The 23,866-nt window shown below is 57.5% G+C and carries 28 protein-coding genes, 1 tRNA gene and 1 pseudogene; 15 read left to right on the forward strand and 15 right to left on the reverse strand.

The genetic code is table 11. From position 1 onward, the window contains the following. Positions 1-201: 201 nt before the first annotated feature. A tRNA-Gly gene (locus DA792_RS12760) sits at positions 202-275 on the forward strand. Positions 276-394: 119 nt separating this feature from the next. Here the strand turns inward: DA792_RS12760 and DA792_RS12765 are convergent. The 9 genes from DA792_RS12765 to DA792_RS22830 all read right to left on the reverse strand — a co-directional run bounded on the left by DA792_RS12765 (position 395) and on the right by DA792_RS22830 (position 5,932). Then, positions 395-601: a YgaP family membrane protein gene (locus DA792_RS12765; RefSeq protein WP_009573105.1), complete on the reverse strand. Its 207-nt coding sequence runs from the start codon at positions 599-601 to the stop codon at positions 395-397. Between the two features lie 87 nt (positions 602-688). Beyond that, positions 689-1,090: a PaaI family thioesterase gene (locus DA792_RS12770; protein WP_107720268.1), complete on the reverse strand. Its 402-nt coding sequence runs from the start codon at positions 1,088-1,090 to the stop codon at positions 689-691. After that, complete coding sequence (locus tag DA792_RS12775) at positions 1,087-1,752, reverse strand: SOS response-associated peptidase (RefSeq protein WP_107720269.1); 666 nt, start codon at positions 1,750-1,752, stop codon at positions 1,087-1,089. Before DA792_RS12775 ends, DA792_RS12770 begins: the two co-directional genes overlap by 4 nt. A 47-nt stretch (positions 1,753-1,799) precedes the next feature. Next, positions 1,800-2,672: a hypothetical protein gene (locus DA792_RS12780; RefSeq protein ID WP_107720270.1), complete on the reverse strand. Its 873-nt coding sequence runs from the start codon at positions 2,670-2,672 to the stop codon at positions 1,800-1,802. Between the two features lie 96 nt (positions 2,673-2,768). Further along, positions 2,769-3,074, reverse strand: a complete 306-nt coding sequence (locus DA792_RS12785) for a DUF1992 domain-containing protein (RefSeq protein ID WP_107720271.1) — start codon at positions 3,072-3,074, stop codon at positions 2,769-2,771. After that, a complete protein-coding gene (locus DA792_RS12790; RefSeq protein ID WP_107720272.1) occupies positions 3,074-3,556 on the reverse strand; it encodes a GFA family protein in 483 nt (160 codons plus the stop codon). The genes DA792_RS12785 and DA792_RS12790 overlap by 1 nt, the downstream gene beginning before the upstream one ends. A gap of 91 nt (positions 3,557-3,647) precedes the next feature. Beyond that, positions 3,648-5,204: a bifunctional metallophosphatase/5'-nucleotidase gene (locus DA792_RS12795; protein ID WP_107720273.1), complete on the reverse strand. Its 1,557-nt coding sequence runs from the start codon at positions 5,202-5,204 to the stop codon at positions 3,648-3,650. A 126-nt stretch (positions 5,205-5,330) separates the two neighbouring features. Next, on the reverse strand, positions 5,331-5,591 hold the full coding sequence (locus DA792_RS22825; RefSeq protein ID WP_254679244.1) for a TetR/AcrR family transcriptional regulator C-terminal ligand-binding domain-containing protein: 261 nt from the start codon (positions 5,589-5,591) through the stop codon (positions 5,331-5,333). Beyond that, complete coding sequence (locus tag DA792_RS22830; protein ID WP_254679245.1) at positions 5,588-5,932, reverse strand: TetR/AcrR family transcriptional regulator; 345 nt, start codon at positions 5,930-5,932, stop codon at positions 5,588-5,590. Before DA792_RS22830 ends, DA792_RS22825 begins: the two co-directional genes overlap by 4 nt. Positions 5,933-6,008: 76 nt before the next feature. On the opposite strand from DA792_RS22830, the gene DA792_RS12805 reads away from it, so the two are divergent. From DA792_RS12805 to DA792_RS12815, 3 genes are all read left to right on the forward strand, one after another. Further along, the gene (locus DA792_RS12805; protein WP_107720274.1) at positions 6,009-6,245 is read left to right on the forward strand and encodes a hypothetical protein; all 237 of its coding nucleotides are present in this window, start codon (positions 6,009-6,011) and stop codon (positions 6,243-6,245) included. 69 nt (positions 6,246-6,314) lie between these two features. After that, positions 6,315-6,650 carry a DUF952 domain-containing protein gene (locus tag DA792_RS12810; protein WP_107720275.1) on the forward strand — a complete coding sequence of 112 codons (336 nt, stop codon included), beginning with the start codon at positions 6,315-6,317 and terminating at the stop codon, positions 6,648-6,650. Then, positions 6,651-7,724 carry a quinone-dependent dihydroorotate dehydrogenase gene (locus DA792_RS12815; RefSeq protein ID WP_107720276.1) on the forward strand — a complete coding sequence of 358 codons (1,074 nt, stop codon included), beginning with the start codon at positions 6,651-6,653 and terminating at the stop codon, positions 7,722-7,724. A gap of 7 nt (positions 7,725-7,731) precedes the next feature. On the opposite strand, the pseudogene DA792_RS12820 reads toward DA792_RS12815, so the two are convergent. The 3 genes and pseudogenes from DA792_RS12820 to DA792_RS12830 form a co-directional block, all read right to left on the reverse strand. After that, a pseudogene (locus DA792_RS12820) lies at positions 7,732-9,056 on the reverse strand (MATE family efflux transporter). A gap of 1 nt (position 9,057) precedes the next feature. After that, positions 9,058-9,555: a PaaI family thioesterase gene (locus DA792_RS12825; protein WP_107720277.1), complete on the reverse strand. Its 498-nt coding sequence runs from the start codon at positions 9,553-9,555 to the stop codon at positions 9,058-9,060. Further along, positions 9,555-9,977, reverse strand: a complete 423-nt coding sequence (locus tag DA792_RS12830; RefSeq protein WP_439099363.1) for a PaaI family thioesterase — start codon at positions 9,975-9,977, stop codon at positions 9,555-9,557. The genes DA792_RS12825 and DA792_RS12830 overlap by 1 nt, the downstream gene beginning before the upstream one ends. A 176-nt stretch (positions 9,978-10,153) precedes the next feature. On the opposite strand from DA792_RS12830, the gene DA792_RS12835 reads away from it, so the two are divergent. The 9 genes from DA792_RS12835 to DA792_RS12870 all read left to right on the forward strand — a co-directional run bounded on the left by DA792_RS12835 (position 10,154) and on the right by DA792_RS12870 (position 19,012). Further along, on the forward strand, positions 10,154-11,323 hold the full coding sequence (locus DA792_RS12835; RefSeq protein WP_107720278.1) for a putative manganese transporter: 1,170 nt from the start codon (positions 10,154-10,156) through the stop codon (positions 11,321-11,323). Positions 11,324-11,374: 51 nt separating this feature from the next. Then, on the forward strand, positions 11,375-11,749 hold the full coding sequence (locus tag DA792_RS12840; RefSeq protein ID WP_107720279.1) for a MerR family transcriptional regulator: 375 nt from the start codon (positions 11,375-11,377) through the stop codon (positions 11,747-11,749). Between the two features lie 503 nt (positions 11,750-12,252). After that, positions 12,253-12,651, forward strand: coding sequence for a MerR family transcriptional regulator (locus tag DA792_RS12845; RefSeq protein WP_107720280.1), 399 nt, complete (start codon positions 12,253-12,255; stop codon positions 12,649-12,651). A gap of 30 nt (positions 12,652-12,681) precedes the next feature. Then, entirely contained in the window at positions 12,682-14,454 is a 1,773-nt protein-coding gene (locus DA792_RS12850) for an acyl-CoA dehydrogenase C-terminal domain-containing protein (RefSeq protein ID WP_107720281.1), read from the forward strand. A 96-nt stretch (positions 14,455-14,550) separates the two neighbouring features. Next, complete coding sequence (locus tag DA792_RS12855; protein WP_107720282.1) at positions 14,551-14,763, forward strand: hypothetical protein; 213 nt, start codon at positions 14,551-14,553, stop codon at positions 14,761-14,763. Then, positions 14,760-14,921 carry a hypothetical protein gene (locus DA792_RS22255; RefSeq protein ID WP_159075264.1) on the forward strand — a complete coding sequence of 54 codons (162 nt, stop codon included), beginning with the start codon at positions 14,760-14,762 and terminating at the stop codon, positions 14,919-14,921. The genes DA792_RS12855 and DA792_RS22255 overlap by 4 nt, the downstream gene beginning before the upstream one ends. Beyond that, on the forward strand, positions 14,918-15,559 hold the full coding sequence (locus tag DA792_RS12860) for a glutathione S-transferase family protein (RefSeq protein WP_107720283.1): 642 nt from the start codon (positions 14,918-14,920) through the stop codon (positions 15,557-15,559). The genes DA792_RS22255 and DA792_RS12860 overlap by 4 nt, the downstream gene beginning before the upstream one ends. A 19-nt stretch (positions 15,560-15,578) precedes the next feature. Beyond that, positions 15,579-16,790 (forward strand): acetyl-CoA C-acetyltransferase, encoded by a 1,212-nt coding sequence (locus DA792_RS12865; RefSeq protein ID WP_107720284.1) that lies wholly within the window; start codon positions 15,579-15,581, stop codon positions 16,788-16,790. Positions 16,791-16,804: 14 nt separating this feature from the next. Next, positions 16,805-19,012 carry a 3-hydroxyacyl-CoA dehydrogenase NAD-binding domain-containing protein gene (locus DA792_RS12870; protein WP_107720285.1) on the forward strand — a complete coding sequence of 736 codons (2,208 nt, stop codon included), beginning with the start codon at positions 16,805-16,807 and terminating at the stop codon, positions 19,010-19,012. Between the two features lie 246 nt (positions 19,013-19,258). Here the strand turns inward: DA792_RS12870 and DA792_RS12875 are convergent, their stop codons facing one another. Both DA792_RS12875 and DA792_RS12880 read right to left on the reverse strand, forming a co-directional pair. Further along, entirely contained in the window at positions 19,259-19,972 is a 714-nt protein-coding gene (locus tag DA792_RS12875; RefSeq protein ID WP_107720286.1) for a Hint domain-containing protein, read from the reverse strand. A gap of 350 nt (positions 19,973-20,322) precedes the next feature. Further along, entirely contained in the window at positions 20,323-20,988 is a 666-nt protein-coding gene (locus DA792_RS12880; protein ID WP_107720287.1) for a sulfotransferase family 2 domain-containing protein, read from the reverse strand. 172 nt (positions 20,989-21,160) lie between these two features. Here DA792_RS12880 and DA792_RS23270 point away from each other — a divergent pair, with 172 nt between their 5' ends. Both DA792_RS23270 and DA792_RS12885 read left to right on the forward strand, forming a co-directional pair. Further along, complete coding sequence (locus DA792_RS23270; RefSeq protein WP_368074472.1) at positions 21,161-21,409, forward strand: hypothetical protein; 249 nt, start codon at positions 21,161-21,163, stop codon at positions 21,407-21,409. Next, positions 21,409-22,179, forward strand: coding sequence for a hypothetical protein (locus tag DA792_RS12885; protein ID WP_368074473.1), 771 nt, complete (start codon positions 21,409-21,411; stop codon positions 22,177-22,179). Before DA792_RS23270 ends, DA792_RS12885 begins: the two co-directional genes overlap by 1 nt. A 126-nt stretch (positions 22,180-22,305) precedes the next feature. Here DA792_RS12885 and DA792_RS12890 read toward each other — a convergent pair whose 3' ends face one another. After that, positions 22,306-23,823 carry an SPOR domain-containing protein gene (locus DA792_RS12890; protein WP_107720288.1) on the reverse strand — a complete coding sequence of 506 codons (1,518 nt, stop codon included), beginning with the start codon at positions 23,821-23,823 and terminating at the stop codon, positions 22,306-22,308. Positions 23,824-23,866 lie beyond the last annotated feature (43 nt).

The following is a 23,866-nucleotide window of genomic DNA, read 5'->3' on the forward strand; positions in this document are numbered from 1 at the left end:
CGCTCTGTCGCATAAAAGAGGCCGAAGCCGGTCGATCATGCGTGGCGTTGCTTATCTTTACCGCAAAGATGCACAGTCATATGGGCGAGGGAAAGCCTTCGTGGGGCACAGAGGCCGAATTGAACATGAAACGGGGCAAATCCGCCACGCGCATTCCGGCTTGACCCTCCCGCAGTCATGTCATACCTAAGGGCGCACTGCGCGGGCGTTGTGTAGTGGTAAGACCTTAGCCTTCCAAGCTAATGACGCGGGTTCGATTCCCGCCGCCCGCTCCAATTTCTCCCCCTTTTATCCGGCCCGAACGCAAAGTGCAGATGCTTTGGCGTCCATGTTTTGCGTCCAAAAACGAAAACGGGGCCCCGAAGGACCCCGTCTGTTCTGCGTTTGCTGCGTCTTATTTTTCGAAAGCGCACCCAACCGGAAGACCCATTTTGGCAAAGATTTTTGCCGCAGGGCACCAGCCGGTGAAGGATGATTGCAGCAGATTCGCGCCAATAAAGACGGTGAACCAAACAAAGCCGGGATGGACGAACTGGGTCAGCAATACGCTGATCAGGACCATAATTCCGGCGAAACGAAACATAGCGCGGTCGATGGACATAGGGACAACTCCAATGATGTATGAGATCTTTGACACCGAGCTAACATCTCTCGAAAACAAATTCAATCTTTTGAATGAAACTGCGTCTTAGGATCGCACCTTAAAAGTGCCAACCCCCGTGGCGATCCATTCCCCCGTCTCATCCAAGAGCCGCCCTTCGGTGAAAAACGTTTTGGCTCCGCCGCCAACCCGCCGGCCTTCGGCAATGAGGCGCGCGCCTTTGGGCCGAGACAGATAATTGACCGTCAGTGAGAGCGTCAACGTCATCCGCAAGTCCTGCGCATCCCCCTTATAAGCGCCGGAATAGCCCATAGCTGTGTCCAACATCGCGGCATAAATCCCGCCATGTGGAATGCCAGAGCGGTTTGCCATAAACGGTGCGATATCGGCCTCGAACCGGGCAAAATCTGTGCTCCACGCGGTCATCTCGACCCCAAGATGGGCCATGGCAGGTGATAAAGGTTCCAACAGCGGGTCGTGATCCGTCATTCATCAAGCTCCTCAATAAGCTCAGGCCCTAAGGCCCGATTGGAATTTATCGCGCGGCTGACCCGGTGAAAGCGCAGCGCTTCGTCGGGGGCCGCACACATCAACGTCGCCGCCCCATGGCCCTCTTCGCCAAGCCATTTTGCCCAGTGTTCAGGACGCACCATCACTGGAATGCGATGATGAATCTCTGCCATACGACCCTGAGCCTCGGTGGTGACCATGGCGCAGGTCGACAGGCGCTGGCCATCCTGTTGCCAGTCCTGCCAAATCCCGGCAAAGACCATCGGCCCCTCACCTGCGGGCTGTATGAACCACGGCTGTTTGTCACCCGCTTCGGGGCGATGCCATTCATAAAACCCATCCGCAGGAATGAGGCAACGGCGCACACGGCAGGCCTCGCGAAAGACGGGCTTGTCCGCAAGGGTTTCGGCGCGGGCGTTGATCAACAAGGGGCCGTCATTGGGCGCTTTGTACCATTTAGGAACAAAACCCCAACGCATTGGCACAAGGCGACGGTGGTCATCGGTGCGATAGATCACATGGATGTCCGTCGTCGGACAGACATTGTAATTGGGCACGTGAGGCAAGGTGTTCGCAGGGGCAGCATCAAACAACTGCGCCATCGCATCAGAGGGAAGGGTATTGGCGAAGCGTCCACACATGAGATGGATATACGCGCGACCCAGAGGAACGGAAAGCCTCTTTGCGCCTAGAAACTAAAGCCCAATCGGTCATTCATCCAAAGGCGTCGGGTTTGCAATGCGCCCCGCGTTCCTGCCCGCGTCCCGGTCTCAAACCGATAGGCGATGGAATAGGTCATTTGCGAATTGGAGCTGTCATGGTTGTCCGATTGCATCGCGCGCACATGGAGAGTCGAGTGATCATTCAAATTGTAAAGCATGGAGAGGCTATAAAAATCAAACGGCTCGCTGAGCTCTGCCCCAGCGTAAGCGGCCCATTTGCCCCCCAAAAGCGCACCGCCGCCAAATCCTATTGTCGGTGCGGCGTCACTGGCCTCTTTGACCCCACCGAGAAGATAGAGAGCGCCCGCCTCATACTCGCCCCAAATTCGCGCAGTCGAGACCCCGGCATCGAGACTGTGATCCAGATGGCCATAAAGCGCCAATGCGTCCAACGGGCGGTAACGCGCCTCAAGAGACAGGAGATCATCGCCATGATCCGCAAACGCATGGCGAAGGCCCAAAACGGCCCCCAATCGGTCGGCCTTATGGTCAAGATAGAGACCGGCATAGTCGCGATCCGTGTGATCATATTCCGCCACCAACCGCAGGGCCTCGGTCAAACTATACCCGACCCAGAACGCTTGAGACTGTAGGTTAAAGGTGGCGATCCCTGGAAATTCGGACCGCACATAGCGAAAGGAGCCGCCAAAGAACGCCGCGTCCTGCGCCCATTCGACCGCAGCGGAAGCCTCATATTCGGTCCATTCAAAACCCGATGTTCCGCCATCGGAATGGAGGGCAGAAAGTCCCAAATCGACATAGCTTGCCTGAGCATGCGCGCACAGTGGCAACAGCGTTCCAATGAACAGCAACAAAGAGCAAAGGCCAGACCGAAACATGAGGATTCCCGCGATTAAAGATACGGACCCATGAACTCCGAAACGCCTTAACAAACCCCCAACAAAAATGGATTTTCGATCTTTCGCGAAAACTCTCTACCGATGCGCTTTGCGGGCGATGTCAATTTTGGCATCCATCATCGACATGTCTTTCATGATTTCGGTGCGCCTGGTCCGGTCCGAAGTCTCGCGCAACTCGGCGCGCAGTTTTTCCAACTCCCGCCCCAACAACACAAACTCCGGCACGCCGCCGTTTTCCTGAATCAACCGGTTCAAAAGCGCGTTTTCCGGATCATCGCAGTCAGGCAAAGGCTTGCCCGCACCGGGCAGGTTGTCGAACTCGCCCCGCGCTTCGGCCTCGGCTATTTTGGCGTTGATCAGATCGAGAAGCGGATGATCCATTACATCCGCCCCAAGGCCACATTGCGCCGGGCGATGGCCTCCGGCGTCCAGACCTCTTTGGTCGAATAGTAGTTGGGATAAACCTTGGCGCCATCAGGAAAGCGCATCCACGGCACGGCGGTGGAGGTAAAAATGAACACGTCTGGAGTGATCTCGCGGGCCTGATCCAGCGTCCCGACCCGCACAAAGGCCAGCGCACGCCCCGCCCCGGAGTAATGTGACCACAGCGCGACATGGCAGGAGGGGCAGCGGACGATGGTCTGGCCTTTGCCAGAGTTGGACGCGGTCTCAACCTCCTCTGGCGTGCCTTTGATCACGGTCAATTTGGCCCTTTCAATCAGACCGTTGAGGGCAAAGGCCGACCCGGTTTCGCGCTGACACCATGTGCAATGACAAGAATGGACGCACATGAAGCTGTCGCCCAGCGCATATTCAATCTCTCCACAGGTGCAGCGTCCGTGCATTTCTTTCTCCAAGCTCATGTCCTAAAGGTCTCTGTCATAAGAAAAGCCCCCGCAACGGTAGCGAGGGCTTTCCAACTTTTCCAGCATCTAAAGAGGAAGAAACGCCGCCTTATTTGACGGTGATGCGACCATCTGTGTAGGGCGTGTAGGGGCCATTCTGGATCAGATATTCGGCCACAACATCGGCCACATCGGGACCGAAATCATAGGCATTCTCTGCCGAAATGAACATTTTGAACCCATCGCCGCCGTTGCGGACATAGTTGTTGGACACAACGCCGTAGACCTTATCAAGATCAATCGGCGCACCGCCCACCATGACGTCAGACACGCGCGCGCCAACCTCGGCAGAACCATCATAGGCATAGGTCAGGCCCGCAACTTGCAGAAAACGACCCGCCACGTCTGTCAACTGGCTCACGCCATTTTCAAGCGCTTCGACGACGGTCGAGCCGGGCACATAGAAGGTGGAGAGGGTGTTTTGGAACGGCAGAACGGTTAGAACCTCGCCCATCGTCACCGGCCCCGCATCAATGGAAGACCGCACGCCACCGCCGTTTTGCAACGCGATTTCTATGCCTTGGTCTTTCACACGCGCCAACATGGCGTCCGCCAAAAGTGTCCCCATCTCGCATTCCATCGTGCGACAGTTGTTTTTGTCGCCATCAATCGCTGCGGTGGTTTCGGCCACGACCTTGTTGCGGATTTCCTCAAGCGGAACAGCCGCTTCGGCTATACGTGCCACGGTGACTTCGTCTTCGGACACGGCAGCGTCCATGATGATCGGCGCGCCAACGGCTTCGGTGATCTCACCGGCGTCGTCAAAGGTCACGTTCAATTCGCCCAAGAACTTACCGTAAGCATAGGCCGACAAAATGGCGGTGTTGCCCACCATGGTCGGGTACGGCCCTTCGGCCCCGTCCATGTCGCCCAACAGCGTGTTGGTGTGACCGCCCACGATCACGTCAACGCCAGTGGTGTTGGCGGCGACGGTTTTGTCGACGTTATAGCCGGAGTGGGACAGAACGATGATTTTGTTCACGCCCTCGGCGGTGAGTTTGTCGACTTCGCCCTGAACCGCATCGGAGGGATCGGTGAAGATCACGTTCGGGCCGGGAGAGGCCAGTTCGTCCGTATCATGAGGCGTCAGGCCGATCAGACCGATCTTTTCACCGCCACGTTCGATGATCGTGGATTTAAGCAGCTTATCGGCCAGCAAAGGCTCGCCGGAGAAATCAGCGTTCGACATCAGGACCGGGAAGGTCACCGCATCCATAAAGCCGCGCAGCACTTCGGGACCGTCGTCGAATTCGTGGTTGCCCACTGTCATCGCGTCATAGCCGAGCTTGTTCATCATCTCGGCGGCAAGTTTGCCTTTGTAATAGGTGTAGAACAGCGTGCCTTGGAACTGATCGCCGCCATCGACGAGGATGGAGTTGTTCGAGCGTTTACGCGCCTCTTCCACAGCCGTCACAAGACGCGCCGAGCCACCGAAACACTTGCCTTCGGTGTTGTCCTCGCTTGAGCACCCCGCATCGTATTTCGAAATCGGTTCAAAGCGTGCGTGGAAATCATTGGTGTGGAGAATGGTGAGCGAATAATCGGCATAGGCCGCACCAGCGGAAACCATCATAGCCGCCGAAGTCAGAAGGATTTTTTTGAGCATTTCTGCACCCCTGTTGAATTGATACCATAAACCCTGACGAGAGTTGACCGAAGAGTCAAAGCTCTAACCTCTCTATCAGCTACATTTCGCACGTAACGGTTTTGTAACGCACGAATGACAGGCAGGTCATTGTTTTTCGACAATCCAACCAGACAGCACATCACGCGCCAACCGATGCGGGTCCGTCGCAAGCCGCCCTGTGAGCAACCTCAGCCAAGCCGCAGCCATGATGGTATCCGCGAGGGCCTCCGGTGCGACACTCTCGTGCAGTTCGCCGCATGTCTGCGCCCATCCGACCACGTCGATCAACGCCGCCAACCGCTCTAAACGATAGCGCTCTAAAGCCTCCGCCACATCCTGATCCGACTGCGCCTCGGCAATGATCAAAGGAAACACCTGCCCTTCGGGGTTTGCCAGAAGGTGAACACATAGCGATAAAACTCCGCAATGGTGTCAACCAGATTGCCCATGTCCCTGTGCTGATGCGCGCCCTTAGAGCGCTCATAGACCGCCACCAAAAGTGCCCCCCGGTTGGGCCACCATTTGTAAAGCGTTGCTTTGCCCGCACGCGCACGCCGCGCCACCGCCTCCATCGTCAGGCCATGCACGCCCTTTTCGCGCAACAGATCACAAGCCGCATCCAGAATCGCCGCCTCGGTTGCCGGGTTGCGGCGCGCGCCAATGGACCGCCTCTGCGGCTTTGCACACTCACCTGTGACGTTTGGCACAGTCGGCCTCCTTTACATATCGGAACGCATCGTTCATATATAAGAACGAAACGTATCGTTCTGTTTGGAGTATCATATGTCCTCTGCTGCCACCAGCCCCACAGCCTCCCGCAAACCCAGCCGCCTGCGGTTCAGCCTGTTTGTCTTTCTTGGCGTCTACCCCTTGGTCACGATCCTGATCTATGCCCTCGCTCCTGTCACATCCGACTGGCAGATTTGGCAACGCAACCTCGTCATGGTGCCGATCATCGTTCTGTCCATGGTGTTTTTCATCATCCCACGCATCCATAGACATTGCGGTCGCTGGCTCTGAGCCACCGACACCACGTTAGGGACACAAAGCCCCATTGACCAAAGACGACAGCACTGGCATCTGAGGGACATGCATATTTACAAAATCTTCCGGGCCCCCGAATGGGCGGCCATGCAAGCCGGTGGCGAGACCCTTGGTGCGCCTGTTGACCTGGCCGATGGCTATGTCCATTTCTCCACCAAGGATCAGGTCAAAGAGACCGTATCCAAATGGTTTGCGGGCGAAGACGGTCTGCATATTCTCGCCTGTGACAGCGACAAAATGGCCCCGCATATCAAATGGGAACCATCGCGTGGTGGTGCCTTGTTCCCGCATCTCTATCGCGCCCTGCGCATGGATGACATCCTTTGGGTCAAATCCTTGCCGCTTGGCCCCGATGGGCATCTCTTTCCAGAGGATCTATGAATGTCTTTCTTTGAACAGGTCGGCATGGCGCTATTGCGCAGCCTCGATCCGGAGAAATCCCATCACTTTGCCCTCTCCGCCCTGCGCGCAGGCTTGGCCCCCCTGCCCGGTCCAATCACATCGGCACGGTTGAAAACCAAAATTGCCGGACTTGAGATGCCCAATCCCGTGGGCCTTGCCGCCGGGTTTGACAAAAACGCCGAAGCCATCCCGCAACTGGCGCGCGCGGGCTTTGGCTTTATCGAATTGGGTGCGGCCACCCCGCGCCCCCAGCCGGGCAACCCGAAACCCCGGCTGTTCCGCCTGAGCGAAGATCATGCGGTGATCAATCGCTTTGGCTTTAACAATGATGGGATGGAGGCGATCGGGGATCGTTTGGCGCGCTGCCGTAACTCGACCCACCGCGCCAAAATCCCCGTTGGCCTGAACCTCGGTGCCAACAAAGACAGCGCAGACCGCGCCGGTGATTTCGCCAAAGTATTGGCTCATTGCGGCAATGCGATTGATTTCGCCACGGTGAATGTCTCCTCGCCCAACACCGAACGCCTGCGCGATTTGCAGGGGCCGGAAGCGCTTGAGGCGCTGTTGCGTGGCGTGTTGGAGGCCCGCACAGGTTTGGATCACGAGGTTCCGGTGTTCTTGAAAATCGCCCCGGATTTGGCGGCCTCCGAGCTGGCCGAACTGGCCGAGGTGGCGCGCAAATCCGGCATCGACGCGGTGATCGCCACCAACACCACTTTATCGCGCGAAGGTTTGAAATCTGCACATAAAGGTGAGATGGGCGGTCTTTCTGGTCGTCCATTGTTCGAAGAGTCCACGCGGGTTCTGGCGCAATTGTCCCGCGATTTGGGGGATGACATGCCTCTGATCGGGGTTGGCGGCATCGCCTCCGCGCTTGACGCCTATACCAAAATCCGCGCTGGGGCCTCGGTGGTTCAGCTCTATTCAGCGATGGTCTATCAGGGCCTCTCTCTGGCCCCGCGCATCGCGCGCGGTTTGGACGATCTGCTCAAACAAGACGGGTTTGACACGGTGACAGAGGCGGTCGGCACCAAGCGCGGTGATTGGCTTTAATCCACCTTTACCCCGCGCGCGTGGCCTGTGCCTCAAGCCCCGGATATTTCCACAAAAGCGTCGCACCCCGTGCGATATAGCTGACCATCAACGCCGCCCAAAGCCCGTGATTGCCAAACAACGGGATCAGGACAGTGGCAGCGATGACATAGGCCAAAAGCGACAGGATCATCATATTGCGCATGTCGCGGGTGCGGGTTGCGCCGATGAAAATCCCGTCCAACATCCACGCCGCCAAGCCCAACAACGGGGCCAAGACCATCCACGGTAAAAACGCCCGCGCCGCAACGCGCACCTCGAGCGCGGTGGTCATGGTGTCGATGATCGCGCCACCAAAGACGGCAAAACCCAGCGCCAAAAGCCCAGAGGCAATCAGCCCCCAAAACGAGGCAAGCATTGCCCCGCGCCGCAGCGCGTCCCGCGAACGTGCCCCCAGCGCGTGACCGACAATCGCCTCGGCTGCAAAGGCAAAACCATCAAGGGCATAGGCGGTGATTTCGATGAACTGCATCAGGATTTGGTTGGCCGCCAAGGTCCGGTCGCCAAACCCGGCGCCAAGGAAGGTAAAGCTGACCATAATGGCGAGCAAAAGCACCGAGCGGATCAAAATATCGGTGTTGACCTTGGCCATATAGATCAGTCGCGCCCGGTCAAACACCCGTGCCCAATCGCGCCAACTTGGCACGTTAAACGCATCGCGACAGAGCCAAAGCCCCATCATCGCACCGCTGATTTCGGCCAAAACCGTGGCCGCTGCGACGCCTTGGACACCCCAACCCAGCCCCAACACAAACCAAAGATCCAACCCGATGTTGAGCCCGTTCATCCACAATTGCAGCACCAAAACGCCGCGGGTACGCTCTTGGGCGATCAACCAGCCGGTGACGCCGTACAGCGCAATGGCGAAGGGCGCGGACCAGATGCGAATGGAGATATAGCTGCGTGCAAGGCTTTCGACCTCGGGCGAGGCCGGAGACAGACGAAATGCGGCCCAAAGGATTGGGATTTGAAACGCAATCAACGCGACGCCGCCAACCACACCAATCATCAAAGCGCGGGTCAAAAGGGCGGCCACTTCGCCCGTATCGGAGGCCCGCGCGCCTGTGACACAAGCCCAGTGGTGCCCATGCGCAAAAACCCGAAGAGCCAATAGATCGACGCCAAAATGATCGCGCCAATGCCCACGGCGCCGATCGGAGCGGCAAGCCCCATTTGCCCCACCACGCCGGTGTCGACCGCGCCAAGGATCGGCACGGTGGCATTGGAGAGCACGATGGGAATGGCGATTTTGAGCACCCGTCTGTGGGTCAACTCGACGCCGACGTCCGCCATTTTAAGACGCGACCGCAAGCTCGGGCATCAGAAAATGCCCCATCGCTTGCACAGTTGGGCGCGCCCGGTTGTCTTGCCAGGCTTCTACCTGCACGGAGGCATACCGCCGCCCAGCGCGCGTGATCTCGGCGCGGGCATAGGCATCGCGCGGCAGACCGGAGCGCAGATAGTCCACAGTTATGTCAATGGTCTTCGGCAAAGCGGGCATCGTCTCAACACTCTCCCCCGCCTCCATCCGCGGCCAAATCAGCGACCAGCCCAGCGCCATGATCGCCGTGACCTCCAAAAACGCAGCCAAAGCCCCGCCATGCAGCGCAGGCAGGGTGGGATTTCCAATCAAATCAGGACGATACGGCATTATCGCGGTCAACTCATCGCCGCGCCGCTCAAATTCAAACCCCATGAAGGTGATATAGGGCACCCGCGCCACCAAAGCGGAAAGCGCTGCATCGCGCCGCTCTTTGACAACTTGGACAGGTTCGGGTTTGGGTCGGCTCATCACATGCGCTCCACGGTAAAAGCCCCTGTGGCGGCGGCAACCGGCACGTCGGACGTGCCATCATTGGCCGACACCCGCACGAATGCGACGGAACGTGTCATATGGTAACAAATCGCATGGGCGGTGATGGTCGCGCCGGGTTTGGCGGCCCGCATGTAATCAATTCTCAGATCAATCGTGGCGGTGGCCGCCCCAGATTTAGGATGGCTCATCACTGACGCGCCAGCACAGGTGTCCATCAGCGCCGACACAGCACCACCATGGATTACACCCGTGTCCGGGTCGCCAATCAGCGCCTCGGAATAGGGCATGAAAATCTCTGCCTCCCCCTGACCAATCGAATCAAGTTCCATACCAAGCGCCCGGCAATGCGGCAGGGCTTCAATGAATTGGCGGGCGATTTTTGTACGTTCTTCGATCATGAAAGGCTCATTGGGGACGGCTTAATGGCTGTGCATAGTGGTGTTTTTGGCAGGCAGCGGGCGAAATTCGGCCTTTTGAACAGGCTCTTTGCATAATGTGGCTTGCAACACGGGCTGCAAGGTCTATTTTCTGCAATTAAGAATGACTTGCAACTAACCCGACGGAAGTTTCCTGTATGACCGACATTGCCCGCTCCAATGACGCCCGCGTTGCGGTGTCCGACACTGTGCCCATGGGCAAACTGGCGCTCCAGCGACCGCTGCGCTTCAAACGCCTCATCATCGCCCTCGCCTTTGTTGCATTGGCGCTGGCCCCGGCCCCGCTTGGCGCGCTCACCCGCGCGCAAATGACCGATGCCTTCACCCAAGTCTCAGCATTTGTCGCCGCCACGCTCATGTTGTTTTACGGCGCGGAACGGGTGTTTCGGTTCAACATGGGCGAGACGCTCAAAGGGGCGAGATGGATGCAAGTGCCGCTGGCCTCTTTGCTGGGTGCCACCCCCGGCTGTGGCGGCGCGGTGGTGGTGATCGCGGCCTATTCCAGCGGCAATGTTGGCTTTGGTGCCGTTGTGGCAACCCTCACTGCGACCATGGGCGATGCGGCGTTTTTGTTGATCGCCACCCGCCCCGACGCGGCGCTTGTGGTTCTGCCTTTGTCTTTCGCCACGGGTATTTTGTTTGGCTGGTTTGTGGATGTGATCCATCCCAATGGGGTGGCCCGCAGCGCAGGCTCCGCCTGTGAGTTGGCCCCCAAAATTGGCCGCATCCGCCCCCGTGACATCGCCTACCTTGTGCCGCTTCTGCCCGCTCTGATCGTCGGTGGCGCACAATTGGCGCAAATCGAACTCACCACCCTGTTTGGCATCCCGGTCACGGTGTTTGCGCTGATTGGAACAGGCATCGGATTGCTGATTTGGGTGCTCTCACCGGTTCAGGCGATGACCCATGCAGATGACGCACCGGTGACACGCATGGCCGAAGAAACCGCGTTCATCTCTGTTTGGGTGATCGGCGCCTATTTGGCCTATGAATATGCATCGCAGTTTTTGGGGCTGGACCTTGCCGCGCTGTTTTCCTCAATCGCGCCGGTGCTGCCATTGATCGCCGTGTTGATTGGGTTCATTCCCGGTTGCGGCCCACAGGTTTTGGTCACCACCCTCTATATCAACGGGCTGATCCCCTTTGCGGCGCTTTTGGGCAATGCGATTTCCAATGATGGCGACGCTTTGTTTCCCGCCATCGCATTAGAACCACGCGCTGCCGTGCTTGCGACACTCTATACTTCAATCCCGGCCTTGATCCTCAGCTATGTCGTTTACTATGGTTTCCCAAACGTTCTGAATTAAGTTGCGAAACTAAACTCATCGGTTTAGATGCGACGTGAGGAGAGTGAAGCCATGTCTGACCAACGTCTCACGTTTAAGGAAATGTGCGCGCAGTTCGATGTGACGCCGCGCACCTTGCGATATTACGAATATATCGAATTGCTGGCCCCCGAAAAGGAAGGCCGGTCACGGTTTTACACCCCGCGCGAACTGGCGCGAATGAAGCTGATCCTGCGGGGACGGCGCTATGGCTTCTCTCTTGAAGAGATTCGTCAATGGCTGTCGATCTACGAAGAAAAAGGCACCGATGCGCAATCTGCGGCCTTTATCGAATTGGCCGATCGCCAACTTCAAGCCCTCACAGAACAGCGCCAAGATCTTGATAAGGCGATTGATGAGCTCAAGAAACTGCGTGAAGCCACTCTGGCGGGCGGCAAACCCGCCTGAGGGCCAAGCATATCCGCAGAGCCAAAAGGATCAAAAGCCGCGGCGAGTGTTGCGCCGCTGCTGTGGTTTGACCGTCCCCTCCTTGTCATGAATGCCTATGTCGCTGTGCGCGCACCTTGTGACACAAGCGCAGCGTTTACGACGTAACGTCTTTGACGAGCCAAAATGCCTATTGCGGTTTGATTGCACTCTAAACGACGCCCCCTCAACGTCGCACGCAGCAGAATCCATATAAAAACCAAAGCGCTTTTACCGCTATTTTACATGACATTTTCTTGCTCTTCAGATCAATTTCCCAAACCGTTTGCAATCAATCTGCCTAATGAATATCTTTTGACTGAGACGCTCCGACGCGCAAAACTGCCTGATCGGAAGTGACGCCACGTTTCGATTAAAGAGATGGGCAAGAAGCGAATAGGATGGGGCGAAGGCAGAGCTTGCGCGTCCCACAGTCAGAGCGTGGATCACATCCACCCCTGACGGGAAACGGAGTAAACCGCCCGATGACGAAAGAGGTAATGACCATCCGCGAAATGTGTGAGGCGTTCGATGTAACGCCGCGCACTTTGCGCTTCTATGAGGCCAAAGAACTGATCTTTCCGATCCGCGAGGGACAGAAACGCCTGTTCACCAAACGCGATCGGGCTCGTTTGAAACTGATCATGCGGGGTAAAAAATTTGGCTTCTCTTTGGAGGAGATCCGGCAATTGCTTGATCTGTTCTCAGAGAAAGACGCAGGGGCAGCGCAGCTACGCGAAACGTTAAAATCGTATCGCGTTAAGCTCGCGGGGATGGAGGAGCAAAAGCAACTGCTTCTCAGTGTCATGGCCGATTTGGAACATGAGATTGAGTTCGCCGAGACCGAACTTGAAAAACAGATACGCGAGGCCAAATCAAGCTGACCTCGCGAGACACGCAAAGGGAGAGCAGCCATGCCGAGCTACACGGCGCCGACAAAAGACATTCAATATGTTCTGCACGATGTGTTGAACATCTCGAACTCCGAGGTGCCCGGCTACGCCGACCTTGATCGCGAGTTTACCGAAGCCATTTTGGACGCCGCAGGCCAATTGGCCTCCGAAGTGATTGCGCCGCTAAACACTGTGGGCGACACCGAGGGCTGTACCTTTGAGAACGGGGTGATCACCACGCCGACCGGCTTCAAAGCGGCCTTTGAGCAAGTCAAAGAAGGCGGCTGGCCGGGACTTGATCTGCCCGAAGACTACGGCGGCCAAGGTCTGCCCTATTTGATCAGCACCGCTGTCGGCGAATTGTTTTCAGGCGCGAACCAAGCCTTTACCATGTATCAGGGCCTGACCCATGGCGCGGCATCGGCGATTTTGGTGCATGGCACCGAGGATCAAAAAGCCACCTATTTGCCGAAGATGACCTCCTGCGAGTGGACCGGGACGATGAACCTGACGGAGCCACATTGTGGCACCGATCTGGGTCTGATGCGCACCAAAGCCGAGCCGCAGGACGACGGCTCCTACAAAATCACCGGCCAAAAGATTTTCATCTCGGCCGGTGATCACGACATGTCCGACAACGTCATCCACCTTGTGCTGGGCAAGATCGTTGGCGGGCCTGAAGGGATCAAAGGCGTATCTCTGTTCATCGTGCCGAAGTTTTTGGTCAACGAAGATGGCTCCCTCGGCGCACGCAATGGTGTGTCTGTTGGGTCCATCGAAGAAAAAATGGGCATCCACGGCAACTCGACCTGTGTGATGAACTATGACGAGGCGACTGGGTATCTTTTGGGCGATATGCACAAAGGCATGCGCGCGATGTTCACCATGATGAACGAGGCCCGTTTGGGCGTCGGCATGCAGGGTCTGGCCCAAGCCGAAGCCGCCTATCAAAACGCCGTGATCTACGCCAAAGACCGCCTTCAGGGGCGGGCTGTGACAGGGGCCGAAAACCCCGATGGTCCGGCCGATCCGCTGATCGTGCATCCTGATATTCGCCGCAACCTGATGGATCAAAAGAGCTTCATCGAGGGCGCGCGGGCCTTTATGCTTTGGGGCGCGCAACTGATTGATGCGGGTCACAAAGGCGGTGACGCCGCCGCTGAAGGTCTGGTCTCCCTGATGACGCCCGTGCTCAAGGGTTTCCTCACCGACAAGGGCTATGAGGCGACCGTGAACGCGCAACAGGTCTATGGCGGTCATGGCTATATCGAAGAATGGGGCATGTCCCAATTCACCCGCGATGCCCGGATTGCGATGATCTATGAAGGCGCGAATGGCGTTCAGGCGCTTGATCTTGTCGGTCGCAAATTGGCGCAGGACGGTGGCAAACATGTCATGGCCTTCTTTGATATGGTCAAAACCTTCTGTAAGGAAAACGGCGACGGTGATATGGCGGAATTTGTTGATCCGCTGAAAGCCGCCTCAAAAGATCTTCAGGGCGCGGGCATGTATTTCATGCAAAACGGCATGAAAAACCCGAACGCGGCGCTGTCTGGCTCTTATGACTTCATGCATCTGTTTGGCTATGTCTGCCTTGGTCTGATGTGGGGCCGGATGGCGAAAACATCACTCACCGCGCTGGCCAATGGCACCGATGATCCCGAATTCCACAAGAACAAGCTGATCACCGCGCGCTATTACATGGCCCGGTCTCTGCCGATGACGGGCACGCTGTTGAAACGCATCGAATCCGGTGCCGATCCGGTGATGGCGCTGGCCGCCGAAGCGTTCTAAACTCGGGTCACCTTGATCTATGGCCCCCTGCCCGGATGACGGGCGGGGGGTCTTTTTGTTTGTCTGCCCAAATGGGCCAAATGACGGAGCGTAACCATGCCCAAGCGCTTTAGAATGACGCGGCGTTTTCCTGTTTCTATGACCGAAGATGGCTATCGTCGTCTCAAACGGTTCGCGAGGGAGGCTGGGCTGGACGAGGGAGAGGCTTTGTCTTTCCTGTTCGAAAATTTCTCCTCCGTCATAAACGAAGACAACCTTGAACACCGGTTGCGGTTGTTCAATTCAGATTTGGAGAAGAGGAAAAAATGACCCACGCCGCGCGCCTTGTCAAAGCTTGCGTTTTGACGCCCCTGCTGCGCGGTGAGTATTTTTCCTGCAATGAAGCCGATCTGCGGCGCGGCTTTGCAATGCGCGCGCCCTGCCCCCATGTTTGGATCAACGTGACACCACAAGGATCGAACAAATGACGGCGCAGCTCTATTGTTTTGGTGAAAGCGGGCATTCCTACAAAGTGGCCTTGACCCTGACCTTGGCAGAGCTGCCTTGGGAGCCGGTCTATGTTGACTTTTTCAACGGCGAATCGCGCGGCGAGGCGTTTCGCGCGCTCAATCCGATGGGCGAATGTCCGGTCTACGTCGATGGAGATTTGGTCCTGACCCAATCGGGCGTGATCCTTAGAGAGTTGGTCAAAAGGACCGGGAAATTTGGCGGCGCGAATGAGGCCGAGCAGCGCGAAGTGTTGCGCTGGGTGCTCTGGGACAACCACAAAATGTCATCCCAAGTCGGCATGACCCGATTTTTGATGAACTTTGTGCCCGAGGACAAACGGCCACACGAGGTCATCACCTTTATGCAAGCCCGGCTGAAATCTGTCTATGTCACCCTGAACGGCGCTTTGGCAGATCGCAATTGGGTTGCGGGCACGACAGGCCCGACCATCGCGGATTTTTCCTGCTGTTCTTACCTGTTTTACCCCGAACCCTTTGGGTTTGTGCGGGCCGATTGGCCCAATATTGACGCTTGGCTGGGACGGATCGAAACGCTTCCCGGCTGGAAACACCCTTATGATATGATGCCCGGCTCCCCTATGGACCGGGCCCAGTGACGACGAGTGGAGGATCTGAATGACTGACGCATATATTTATGACGCCGTGCGAAGCCCGCGCGGCAAGGGGCGCAAGGACGGGTCCCTGCACGAGGTGACATCCGTGCGCCTGTCCGCGCAAATCCTGAACGCTGTGAAAGAGCGCAACGGGTTGGACGGTCATGCCGTCGAGGATGTGATCTGGGGGAACGTGACGCAGGTCGGCGAACAGGGTGGCTGTTTGGCACGGACCGCCGTTTTGGCCTCCGATCTGGATCAATCCATTCCGGGTCTGGCGATCAACCGCTTTTGCGCCTCTGGCATGGAGGCGGTGAACATCGCCGCCAACCAGATCAAAGGCGGCGCGGGCATGGGGTACATTGCCGGTGGCGTTGAAATGATGGGCCGGGTTGCGATGGGGTCGGATGGCGCAGCAATCGCCGTCGATCCGTCCTTGGCGATGAAAACCTATTTCGTCCCACAAGGTATTTCGGCGGACATCATCGCCACCGAATATGGCTTTACCCGCGCACAGGCCGACACGCTGGCCGTGTTGTCGCAAGACCGCGCCGAGGCGGCGTGGAAAGACAACCGTTTCGCCAAATCCATTGTCCCGATCAAAGACATCAATGGCCTGACCATCCTTGATCACGACGAATATATGCGCCCCGGCACCACGGTGGAAGCGCTTGGCAATCTCAAAGCCTCGTTCAAAGACATGGGCGAAGTGATGCCCGGTTTTGATAAAATCGCGATGATGAAATACCCACATCTTGAGGCGATCAACCACATCCACCATGCGGGCAACTCCTCGGGTATTGTCGATGGCTCCGCCGCTGTTCTGATCGGCAATAAAGAGTTTGGTGAGAAATGGGGCCTCAAACCTCGCGCCCGCATCCGTGCGACAGCGAAAATCGGCACCGATCCGACGATCATGTTGACCGGCCCCGTGCCCGTGACCGAGAAAATTCTGCGCGACAGTGGCATGTCGATCTCAGATATCGACCTGTTTGAGGTCAACGAAGCCTTCGCCGCCGTGGTGATGCGCTTTATGCAGGCGTTCAACGTTGATGAAAGCAAAGTCAACGTCAACGGCGGGTCCATTGCCATGGGTCACCCACTGGGCGCGACAGGTGCGATCATCATCGGGACGATGTTGGACGAATTGGAGCGCACCGGCAAAGGCACAGGCCTTGCGACGCTCTGCATCGCCTCCGGCATGGGCGCCGCCACCATCATTGAACGCATGTAAGGGGAGGACGACACATGACCGATTTTCATTATTCCGTAGACGCCGACGGCGTGGCCGTCATCACTTGGGACATCGCCAACAAAAGCATGAATGTGCTGTCCATTGAGGGCATCGCTGAGCTGAACGACTGTGTCGATCAGGCGCTGGCGGACGAAGCCGTCAAAGGCATCGTGATCACCTCCGGCAAGGCGGATTTCGCCGGTGGCATGGATTTGAACATCATCGCCAAAATGCGCGATGATGCCGGTGCCGAGCCTGCAAAAGGTCTGTTTGAAGGCATCATGTCGATGCATGCCATCCTGCGCAAAATCGAACGCGCGGGGATGGACCCGAAAACCAACAAAGGCGGCAAACCGATTGCCTCCGCCCTGCCCGGCACGGCGCTTGGCATTGGCTTGGAATTGCCTTTGGCAACGCACCGCATCTTTGTGGCCAACAATCCAAAGGCCAAAATCGGCCTGCCAGAAATCAAGGTCGGCATCTTCCCCGGCATGGGCGGCACCACACGCGTGTCGCGGCTTTTGGGCGCGATGGCGGCGGCACCTATCCTGTTGGAAGGTCGGATGTTGGACCCGATCAAAGCCAAATCCACAGGCCTCGTGCATGAGGTGGTTGAGCCGTCCGAGGTGCTGGCCAAAGCCAAAGAGTGGGTTTTGAACGCAAAAGACGCGGACATCCTGAAACCATGGGATGCGAAGGGTTGGAAAATGCCCGGCGGCGCGCCCTATCACCCTGCGGGTTTCATGACCTTTGTCGGCGCATCTGCGATGGTCAATGGCAACACGATGGGCGTCTACCCGGCGGCCAAAGCGTTGCTCTCGGCGGTCTATGAAGGCGCGATGGTGCCCTTTGACACGGCGATCAAAATCGAGGCGCGGTGGTTCACCAACGTGTTGATGAACCCATCGTCCTCCAACATGATCCGATCGCTGTTCATCAACAAAGAGGCCTTGGAAAAAGGCGCAAACCGCCCGGATGTGGCCGATCAAAAAGTCAAGAAACTCGGCGTTTTGGGCGCGGGCATGATGGGTGCGGGGATTGCCTATGTCTCCGCCAATGCGGGCATTGAGGTCGTGTTGATCGACCAAAAACAGGAGGCCGCCGACAAGGGAAAAGCGCTGTCCGAAAGCATCCTCGACAAAGGCATCGCCCGTAAAAAAGTGACGCCGGAAAAGAAAGAGGCCGTGTTGGCCAACATCACCGCCACCACCGATCTGGACGCGCTCAAGGGCTGTGATTTGATCGTCGAAGCGGTGTTTGAGGACATCGGCGTCAAGGCGGAAATGACCAAAAAGGTCGAAGCCATTGTTGGCCCGGACTGTGTTTTTGCCTCCAACACCTCGACCCTGCCGATCACCGAGCTGGCCAAGGCCTCTGTGCGCCCGGATCAGTTCATTGGCATCCACTTCTTTAGCCCGGTCGACAAAATGCTTTTGGTCGAAATCATCAAGGGCAAAGAGACCGGCGATGTGGCCGTGGCCAAGGCGCTCGATTTCGTGCGACAAATCCGCAAAACCCCGATCGTCGTTAATGACGCGCGCTTTTTCTACGCCAACCGTTGTATCATCCCTTACATCAACGAGGGGGTGCGGATGGCCTCCGAAGGCGTAGACTTGCCGCTGATCGAGAATGCCGCGAAACTTCTGGGGTTCCCGCTTGGGCCGCTTCAGTTGATCGACGAAACCTCCATCGACCTCGGCGTCAAAATCGCCAAAGCCACCAAAGCCGCCATGGGGGACGATTACCCGGACGAGGCGGTGGACGAGGTTGTGTTTTGGATGTTCGATCAGGGCCGTTTGGGCAAAAAATCCAACGCGGGCTTTTATGACTACGACGAAAAAGGCAAACGCGGCATGCTTTGGGACGGGTTCACCGCCGAATACCCGGTGGCGGATGTCCAGCCCGAACTCGACGAAGTCCAACACCGCCTGATGATGGCACAGGTTCTTGAGGCCGTGCGCGCGCTCGAAGACGGCGTGCTGACCGACATCCGCGAAGGCGATGTCGGCGCGATCTTGGGCTGGGGCTTTGCGCCATGGTCCGGTGGTCCGTTTGCATGGCTCGACATCATCGGCGCGGCGAAAGCCGTTGAAATCTGTGACAACCTCACAGCCACCCATGGCCCGCGCTTTGAAACCCCGGCCCTGTTGCGCGAGATGGCCGAAAAAGGTCAGTCTTTCTACGGCCGCTTCGGCGCTGGTGTGGACAGCAAAGCCGCCTAAGCAAAGACCACCGACATCACGCTTTAATCACTCTTGGCCCTTCCCTGCCGGGGAGGGCCTTTTGTGTGCTGTCACTCCGTGACGCATCGCTGGATCAGATCCCGCGCCTCAATACGAAAAGCCCATGCGGTTTCCCTCGCACGGGCTTTTTCACGGCAGCACCTCAGATTAAAGCGTTCCGTCATAACATTGATACGTCTGGTAGCGTCATGCCTTTCTCCTGTCTCAGGTGAAAGGCGTGATGCTTTAGATCGCGTAACGCGCCTCTTGTCGTTGCCGTTGTGGCTGCGCGCGCAGCCATTCGGCGTCCAAATGATCTTCATCCATCATCGCATCCACCAACATCTGCGCCACGGCAATGGACAAAACCTCATAGCCACCCGCATCGTCAGTCTCATCCAACAATCCCAAAATCGTGGTGTGATGGTCTGCCGGGCAATGAAACAGTGCGCCAACATTGGCAAAAACCAACTGCTCCGTTTCAAAATGCAGCACAACCACTTCAATCGGCCTGTGCGGGTTGCGGCGTTCAACGCCCTTATAGCCCTCCAAGGCCAACGCCGGGATCAAAACAAACGGATCGTCAAACATCGCCTCACCCAGATCGGATTCAACCATCACCGATTGCTCCGGCAAAAGCGTCATCGCCGCCTCATTGCCCAAGACACCCGCAGGCACAAACAGCGGCCAATGACACTTTGGGGTGGTGCCATGATTGGCAAAGCTCCAGGAGTGCGAAATGCGACACAGGGGTTGCAGGCCCGCATCAAAGGTCAGGACTTGATCGCCTTGCTGCAGCGCCTCAACATTGCGCCACCCGTGTTGTGTGGCCACTTGTGTGCCTGCCACCAAACCAGAGGACAAAAGATCCGTCCCATGAAATGCGCCATCCCACGCCCCCGAACGTCCGTGGGCATCGCGAACAAAGCTCTTTTGAAACATCTGTCCCAGCATTTTCATGGCGTCATCCCCTTGTCTTGGAGCCTCTTTATTGGGTGGCAGCCCGAGGTCTCCGTTGGCAGTGAAGAGAGAAAGCCTGCGGGGTGCGGTCACAGTTCGGCCTGTTTGGGACACAAATGAGGCATAATCCCGACACACGCATAAATCTGCGTGATTTGCGTAAATTGTTCACGGTTTTGATAACAGTTTCTTAAGTTTTTTGTCCGGGCCACGCGATGACCCAAGCAGTCTTGGCCCTTGCGCAGCTTTCCCCAGAAAAAAGCATTTAAAATTTAAGACGATTCGACCACGATGTCCGGCCTATTCCGTCGCAGGGTCCCCCATCGGCGCACCAAAGCGTCCAACTCCAGTCACATTTGCGACGCAGAGGGCGCGAACTCATAGCCAAATCGGGCAATATCTTCGGATGCTATCCGAGCCACGGTCTGCGCATCCTCATCCGAATAAAACCCGCGAAAATCGCGCGACCGCATCGAGGCATTCGCCCGCTCAATCGGAGAAAGGTCAAACCCAAGATGGGCCCAAAGTGGCGCAAGATCCGCCTCCAATGCCTCAAGCCTGGCATATAGCACAGCCCGTTCACCCCCCGCCCCATCGGTCATATAGGACCGGTACGGCACAGACAGAGCACGCAGCGTTTCGGGCGCATTCAGAAACGTCGTGAAATCGGACGCCTTTGCCAAACGCACCGCCGGATGATCCCACTGTTGCGTACGAAGCCAATGGTAATAGGACACGATCCGGTCCCAAGGATTCCGCACCAGCGTAAAAATGAAATAGTCGCCCAACGCCTCGCGCGCCACGATACCCTCGATATCCGCAAGTTGGGAATGTTTCCACAATCGCCCCTGCGCCGACAGCGATTTGACCCGAGCCCGTCGTTTGAGAGCCTTTGGCGTGTCCCCGATCAGAATATCATCCGCCATCGCACGCGTCTCCAACGCCAGCGACAGCGCCGTGCCCCCGGTTTTGGGAATATGGACAAAGATATACTTTCGGCCAGATGAGATAATCATAGCGCCACTTTATACGGTTTTTGGCATTTCTGAATCCCGAAATGCGCAAATCCCCCCGGAGCCGCACAAAAGCTATGGTGGTTTTGCATCCCACCTGGGCCGGAGTGATTGTCGCCCCCAACAAACCGCGATAGATTGCCACCAAGAGATATAATGAAAGAGCAGCTCGCGCATGATCGCGCTCACCGAATTCGACCGGCTCGAAGCCAGCGCCCTGTGGCGACCCGAGGGAGACACCCAGCGGGTTGAGGTGATTGTGTCTGTCGGCGAGGCAACGCTGACCTTGTCAGACATCAAAGGCCGCGTCTTGACCCATTGGTCTTTGCCTGCGGTCATTCGGGTCTCGCCCCCGGCGAACGCCCTGTCACCTTTGCCCCCGCACCTGACACCGATGAACAGGTCGAAATCGACGATGAACTGATGATCGAGGCCATCGGGCGGATCCACCGCGCTATAGATCGCGCCCGCCCGCATCCGGGCCGCCTGCGCGGCGCGATCTATGCCGGCGTTGCTCTGGCCGCCGTCGGGCTGGCGCTATTTTGGCTTCCCGGCGCGCTCATCCGTCAAACCGTGTCTATCGTGCCAACTGTAACCCGAGCCGAGATTGGTGCTGGGCTATTGGACCGCATCCGCCGCCTCTCCGGCGCGCCCTGCGATACCGTCCATGGTGCGCGCGCGCTTGAGCGACTGAAGACCCGGCTGTTCCCCAAGGGCGGTGGACAAATTGTGGTGGTAACCAGTGGCGTTGCCGTGTCTCAACACCTGCCCGGCGGCATCCTGCTGTTGAACCGTGCCCTGGTCGAGGATCACGAAAACCCGGATGTTGTGGCCGGTTATGTGCTTGCAGAACTCGAACGCGCCGCCGAAGAAGATCCGCTTGAACGTCTCTTGCATGAGGCCGGATTGATGGCCTCAATCCGGCTTTTGACCCGAGGACACCTGTCGGAAGAGGTGCTTGACGCCCATGCCGAAAGCCTGTTGACCGCGCCCATGACGGACCCTGACATGGAACCGCTCATCGCGCAATTCGCCCGGACCCAAGTGCACAGCGCGCCCTATGCCTATGCGCTCGACATCACTGGCGAAACCGTGCTGCCGCTGATCGAGGCCGATGGCGTTCAAATCACCGAGACCCGACCCGTCTTATCCGATGGCGACTGGGTGGCACTGCAAGGGGTCTGTGGAGGTTAACCGACTGTCACAAAGGGTTAATTTCCTGTCACATAAGTCGTTAACAGCGTGTCACAAAAGAAAACCCCCGCCAAATGCGAGGGTTTCTTTTTATTTTTATTATTGTTCTGCCTCGTTAACTCAACGCTATTTGCGCGCGAATGCGTCCCCATAGCCAGCCCCGCGGACTGACGCCAAAGCGGACAGGGTCTGTTCAGGCCGGGCAAACGGTCCGGCCAAAACAATCTTAAGGGGCTTCCCGTTGCGTGTTAAAATTTGCGACGAAACGGGAAAGCCCATGGACGACAAACGCGCGATTGAGCGTTCGGCATTCTCAGGCACACCAAATGTACCCACTTGAACGTAACGTAAACCGGGATGTACGGCTTGCGGTTGCGCCGCAATCGTAGGTGTCCGGTTTGGTGCCACAGATTTGGTCGACACGCGGGTCGGCGCGACATAGGTCTGCGTCATTGGCGCACGCGCCACTTGTGTCGTGGTTTTGGATTTAAACGGCGATCCGAACAGCCACTCCCAAAATGTCTTTTTGCGCGGCGCATACAGATCATAGGCAGGGGTCGTCTGGGTCCAAACTTGTGCCATTTGAACATCGCCCCGTGCGGTGAGCGGCCCACGATTGGGGTTCAAACGTCCATCCGTCCATGCCCGTGTATAACCATCCGGCAGTCCGACGGATACAGGCTGCGGCAAAGCGTAGGGATCAAGCCCCGCCGCACGCGCCACCTGAACAGCATTGGAATTTTGGGTCGAAAGGCGGGTCGATGCCCGGTTCTGAATATAGGCGGACGGATGCTGAGCTTGCGGACCACAGCGCACGGCATAGCGCCCGCCCGAGTTCATATATTGCGCGGCATTGCCACTCAGCCCCGCGCATTGCGTGGCCATCATTTCGGGGGCAGCAGTGGCCATCATCATCGGCGCTTGCACCGCAGCCACATAGGTTGGTGCCGGGGCCACCATCACCGGGGCTTTCTTCACTGGAATGCGGACCAATGTCGGCTCGGTCAAGGTCCTGCGGCTGCCATCTGCGGTCCGTACCGTCACACCCGCAGGCAGACGTTTGAGAATATATTCCACTTCGCCCGTGTCGCAGCGCAATTGGCCGCCGGACATGGTTGCCACGCACCCCCGATCCCCAACAGCTTTGCCGACCAACCGATCCAACGATGGCAAAGACGGTTTTTGCATGGCTTGCGTCACAGGCATCGCCACTTTCGGCGTCGCCTTGGGCAAGACAGCGGCCGTCGCCATGGGCACAGGGGCCGTAGGTTTGAGCGACGTTTTAGGGGTGACAGGCTTCGCCGGAGCGACCGCGGCAACTTGGGTTTTTGCAGGGGTCTCAACCGGATCTGGGATCACGGGCAGCTTATGCGTGGCCGCATCAAACGTCGGCTTAAACCCGCAGAGCACACGGCGATCCCGGCTGACGCGGGGCACCCATTGCACCCCATCGCCATATCCGGCGCGCACATAGACACACCCACGGCTGTCGACAAATTGCGTGCCCTTAAAGGCGACCGGCGGGAATTCCGCAGGTTCATCCGCCGTAAAAAGCGCATTTGCCTCGGCATCCAAGACACCGAGGCTTGCCCCACCCAACATCGCGATCAGTGCCGCGACGGAAATCGTTCTCAAAGCCTGCATTATCTGGCCCCACACAAGATATTGTGCACAGCCTACCCCAGAA

Source organism: Celeribacter baekdonensis (assembly GCF_003047105.1).
Classification (GTDB): Bacteria; Pseudomonadota; Alphaproteobacteria; order Rhodobacterales; family Rhodobacteraceae; genus Celeribacter; species Celeribacter baekdonensis_B.